The sequence below is a fragment of the Paraburkholderia sp. GAS448 genome (assembly GCF_050435685.1).
Taxonomy (GTDB): domain Bacteria; phylum Pseudomonadota; class Gammaproteobacteria; order Burkholderiales; family Burkholderiaceae; genus Paraburkholderia.
In genome coordinates this window covers 1-2,475 of record NZ_JBNDKT010000124.1, presented here as the reverse complement: position 1 = coordinate 2,475, position 2,475 = coordinate 1, and the positions used below count along the sequence as shown (strand labels likewise).

General features: G+C 57.9%; 1 protein-coding gene and 2 pseudogenes. All 3 read left to right on the top strand.

Features of this window, described 5'->3' with window-relative positions; genetic code table 11:
* Positions 1 to 94, top strand: a pseudogene (locus tag P3T23_RS47470) (IS6 family transposase); the annotation flags it as partial.
* 679 nt (positions 95 to 773) lie between these two features.
* Complete coding sequence (gene ltrA, locus P3T23_RS47465; protein WP_429322916.1) at positions 774 to 2,312, top strand: group II intron reverse transcriptase/maturase; 1,539 nt, start codon at positions 774 to 776, stop codon at positions 2,310 to 2,312.
* A 62-nt stretch (positions 2,313 to 2,374) separates the two neighbouring features.
* Positions 2,375 to 2,475: pseudogene (locus P3T23_RS47460) on the top strand (DDE-type integrase/transposase/recombinase); the annotation flags it as partial.

Sequence of the window (2,475 nt, the reverse complement as noted above, 5' to 3'; positions counted from 1 at the left end):
TCGTTGGGCCCTCAAGCTGCTGCCGGTGCTGGAAAAAGCGTTTCGCAGCCACAAACGCCCCGTCGGCAAGAGTTGGCGCGTCGACGAGACCTACAGTACGCCCAGCCAACGTAGCCCGCCCACATGGGGGTGAAGTTGCTTGAGCATGTTTGGAATGCAGGACCCGGTGGAATTGAAGTTGCAGTACCGGGGCATGCCCTTTCTCTGCTGCGAGAGAAAGTGAGCCGAAGCGGCGGTGACTTGCTGACACTGGCAAGGTGACGAAGTCCGTGGGAAACGGAGCTTGCGGCGAAGCGGTTACGCCAAGATGAGCTTCCAGGCTGAGCATGGGACGGTTGAGGGACACGAACCTATTGAAACGCATCTGAGGGTTGAATCGTCACCCCTGCCTACACCGCTTAAGAGGCAGGACGCGGATCGGCGTTGGTCACACGTAAGGACTGATGCCGCGAACTCTGGTTGGAGATGTATGCCGGTCAGATGGAACCACGGAGAGCGCGCAGCTAGACCGTGGTGTCTGCGACGACTTGCGGCAAGCAAGGATAAAGACTGCGATAGGCAACCTCGCCCATGCGTTGAGTCCAGCATGTGAACTGGGGAAGGCCTGCATAAATGTCAAGGGAGTGTGCCCCCGATGATATGCAGGCTGGCGGAGCCTCCGTAGTAGTCCGAGGCCGGGAAAGCCGGTTACATGGCGAAGGGAGGCAGTTGAAGTGGTTTGCTGGGTTGATTAACTGACCATAGTGAGGTGAAGACCTTTGATAATCAGTGAAATGCAAAGCAAACTGGCGACATGGTCGACGGAGGACAAAGAACGCAAGTTCGATCGACTTCTGAGACTGGTTGCCGACAGGGTTTGGCTGAGCGAAGCGGCTCGCATTACGCTGGCCTCCAGCGGGGCTCGCACGCCAGGCGTGGACGGTGTCAGCAAGCGCATGATGGAGGAGAATCTCCAGCATGAACTGGCGACGATACGCGACGAATTGTTGGCGGGCTCGTATAGTCCGCTACCGGCGCGCCGCGTGTACATCCCGAAAGCGAACGGCAAGCTCAGGCCACTCGGCATCCCGAGTCTGCGGGATCGAATTGTTCAACGGGCCATGCTGATGGCGATGGAGCCGATCTGGGAGAGTGATTTCCACCCGGCTTCACATGGCTTCAGACCGGCCCGCAGCGTCCACCACGCTGTGCGCATGGTGAGACTTCAGTTAACGGCTGGAGATGAGCAAAGTGCTGCGGGACGTTGGGTCATCGAGGGTGACCTCGCCAGCTACTTCGACACCGTTCATCATCGCCTGCTACTGAAGGGGATCCGCAAGCGCATCGCCGACCAGCGCTTCCTTGCCCTGCTCTGGAAGTTCATCAAGGCAGGATGCGTTGATCATGGTCTATTCCGTGCCGCGAGTGAAGGTGTTCCTCAAGGCGGAGTTATCTCGCCTCTGCTGTCCAACATCATGTTGCATGAGTTTGATGCGTGGATGGAAACGAACTTCCTGAGCAAGAAGGTACGCAAGGACCGGTGGGCGTGGAACTTCGCTGTTCTCAAACAGCGGCCCATTGCTGTGCGGGAAAATCGACAGTGGAAACCAGCAGTATCCTACTGTCGTTATGCGGATGACTTTGTGGTGGTCGTCAAAGGAACCCGAGCGCACGCCGAAGCAATACGCGAAGCGTGTCGGGAATTCCTCGAAGGCAAGCTGAAGCTCACGCTGAATATGGAGAAGACCCATATCACGCATGTGAATGACGGGTTCGTCTTCCTCGGCCACCGCATCATTCGCAAGCGCGGACCACGCGGCAGCATGCGACCCGTGACGACAATTCCGTGGGAGAAGTATCGGGGCTTTGCCGGGCGGCTGGTCAAACAACTGTCAGGCAATTACAGCATGAATCGGATGGATATGGTGGAAAGCCTGAATCGGCAACTGACGGGATGGGCAACCTTCTACCAGTACACCGACTACACGGCGACCCTGTTTAGCAGGCTGGACCGAACCGTCTTCTGGAAGCTGGGATATTGGCTTGCGCACAAGTACCGGCGCGGCTTCCGGTCGCTGATGCGCGAACATATCCGGGCACCTGAGCCAGGGAGGGCCACAACATGGGTGCTGCAAGGCCGGGATAGTCGGGGTCGGTACGGTGAAGTGGCGCTTCGACGCCTCGTCACCAGCCGTAAGGGTCGATTCACCTGGCGCACCCCCACAGAAAATCCGTACATATTGCGCGATGAGACACGCCGCACCATCGAGTCGCGCTACGCTGATGTTGCCTTCGCTATGAGCGACACCTCAATGGAGAGCCGGATGCGCTGAGAGGTGCACGTCCGGTTCGGGGAGGAGAAACAGGGAAATAGTTCGACTACGCCCTGTTTCTTACTCCACTTAAGGTCAATGGCCAATGGAAATATCTGTATCGCGCCGTCGACAAGGCCGGCAACACCATCGACTTCCTGCTGCGGGCCCATCGGGATAAGAC